This is a genomic window from Vibrio sp. S234-5 (assembly GCF_000960595.1).
In the GTDB taxonomy this organism is placed as follows: domain Bacteria; phylum Pseudomonadota; class Gammaproteobacteria; order Enterobacterales; family Vibrionaceae; genus Vibrio.
Genome location: NZ_JZAM01000289.1, coordinates 1 through 1,993 on the forward strand (window position 1 = coordinate 1; position 1,993 = coordinate 1,993).

Annotated in this window: 2 protein-coding genes; both read right to left on the bottom strand. The window is 40.2% G+C overall.

Annotated elements, in window-relative coordinates; translation table 11 throughout:
* Positions 1–237: 237 nt before the first annotated feature.
* The gene (locus UF06_RS17855; RefSeq protein ID WP_045571652.1) at positions 238–1,059 is read right to left on the bottom strand and encodes an NAD(P)-dependent oxidoreductase; all 822 of its coding nucleotides are present in this window, start codon (positions 1,057–1,059) and stop codon (positions 238–240) included.
* A gap of 149 nt (positions 1,060–1,208) precedes the next feature.
* Positions 1,209–1,778 carry a hypothetical protein gene (locus tag UF06_RS17860; RefSeq protein ID WP_045571653.1) on the bottom strand — a complete coding sequence of 190 codons (570 nt, stop codon included), beginning with the start codon at positions 1,776–1,778 and terminating at the stop codon, positions 1,209–1,211.
* Positions 1,779–1,993 lie beyond the last annotated feature (215 nt).

Below are 1,993 nucleotides of genomic sequence, written 5' to 3' on the forward strand. Positions count from 1 at the left end.
GCCAAAGAATCATTGTCCGGAAAACAGCGCCCACTGAAGCCAACTTGCCGAGAAACACAAAACTCACAAGCCAAGGGAACAAAGAAAGACCATAAACCACTGATTGTTGGTGATTAAGCATAACGCCCGCTTAAGGGGCAGCCAACGCTACTACTCACTTTCCGCATAGCACCGTAACCACAAAAACCAACGCATAGTAAAAATGCCACGCGTTGGCTGTCCCTCTTGAAGCGTTTGTTATGTGTAATTTTCTATGTACTCCCTTAAGGACTTTGTCGGTTCAAACAAAGGACTAATTGGAAGGTTAAGATTTAGCTTTTCAATTTCCACTGCCGAATAACCATGGTATTTCTCAAAGTCACTCCAACTGCTCTTGTGAACCTGCTTTACGATTTGAAAGTCTAGTAGCAACTGAGAAAAGGCTTCAGGACTATACCCCTCAGTCTCAGCAATAAAGTGTTGTATCGCCGGATGTTTACCTTGAACCAATGCTAAATAGAATCTAGCGATGTCATTAACATGGATATATTGGTTATAACCTTTAGAGGGTATCGCTACTTGGAGAGTTTGGTTTGATAAAGAATCTACAATTCTCTTTAGCTGACAGTTTTCACCACCATAAACCAAACTAGGGCAGTAAACGACATGCCACTTATTGGTGATAGCGCAATCAATCGTAACTGTGTCCGGTTTTACCATTTCTAGAGGCTTAAGCCGAAATTCTTTGAGATCATTACGAGAAGCATTACCAAATAGCCAAACGCCCGATGTGTGGATTTTTGTCGCTCCTTTAGCTGCGAGTCTATCCAACTGCATTAGCAGCTTGGACTCTATATCAGCGATTTCCTCCGGCGAAAATTCTGACCAATGTGGGCGAGCACAATTTATAACGATGTCAAAGTAACCAGAGAGATCTAATGGCATTTTAGTAAGTTTCCGAGCAGGAAGTAAGACACCGCTAGTCCTGCTGTAGGTCGAAACTTCAAAACCATTTTCGACAAACATCTTAGTCACGTGGCTACCAATATATCCATTGGCTCCTGCTATAAGTACTTTCATTCTTTCCCTGAACTCTCGATTACACATAACGCCCGCTTAAGGGGCAGCCAACTTTACTACTAACTTTCAGCATAACACCGTAATCACCAAAACCAACGCATGGTAAAAATGCCGCGCGTTGGCTGTCCCTCTTGAAGCGTTTGTTAAGTTTATTTCCACAATAATCCCATTTCGGCTTTAAGCGAATCATGTAACTTAAGCCTATGCTTATGAATATCTGCAATAATTCCATTAAAAAAGCGGGGGAACACTTTTTTTTGGTTTAAAAAAGCACTATGCATATCCTGCTCAAACTTCTTAAAGCTAGAGTTAATATCTTTCATTGATAATGTTTCTGGCAACGTATTACCAAAGGATGTCTGGTAGTTTTCATAATTTAATCTGTACCCTTGAAATAGAGCAATCAAATTTTCTTCGGAATATTCTTTCTCATCGTGATACTTTGTCAGCAGTTTATTTTGAAAAGACAATACTATATCGTCAAGTTGCATTCTTAACTTCTCTAGCTGTTCTATACGCTTGGATAACTTAAGTTGAGACTTCCATGTATTCAAGGCCATATAAGCAATCCAGGCCATAAATACGTTTGCAAAAGAACTTAAGATATCAGTCCATTTGACATCACCACTATAAGGAATGTTTATTCCGACTAGAATTCCAAATGAAATTAACACAATAGTGGCAATATAAATCACGGTAAAATTAGTCTTACTTACCAATCGATAAACTCCTATAAACTTAACGCCGCGTTAAGGGGCAGCCAACGCTACTACCAAGCTTCCGCATAACACCGTAACCACAAAAAACGTAAGCGCATCATAAACCCCGCATTCTAATCGTCTAGCCCGAATAATAAGATCAAACCTCCAACCCAAAGGAGATTTGAAATGGCCAAACGACGCACTAACCAAGAATGGCGAACCCTGTTCGAACA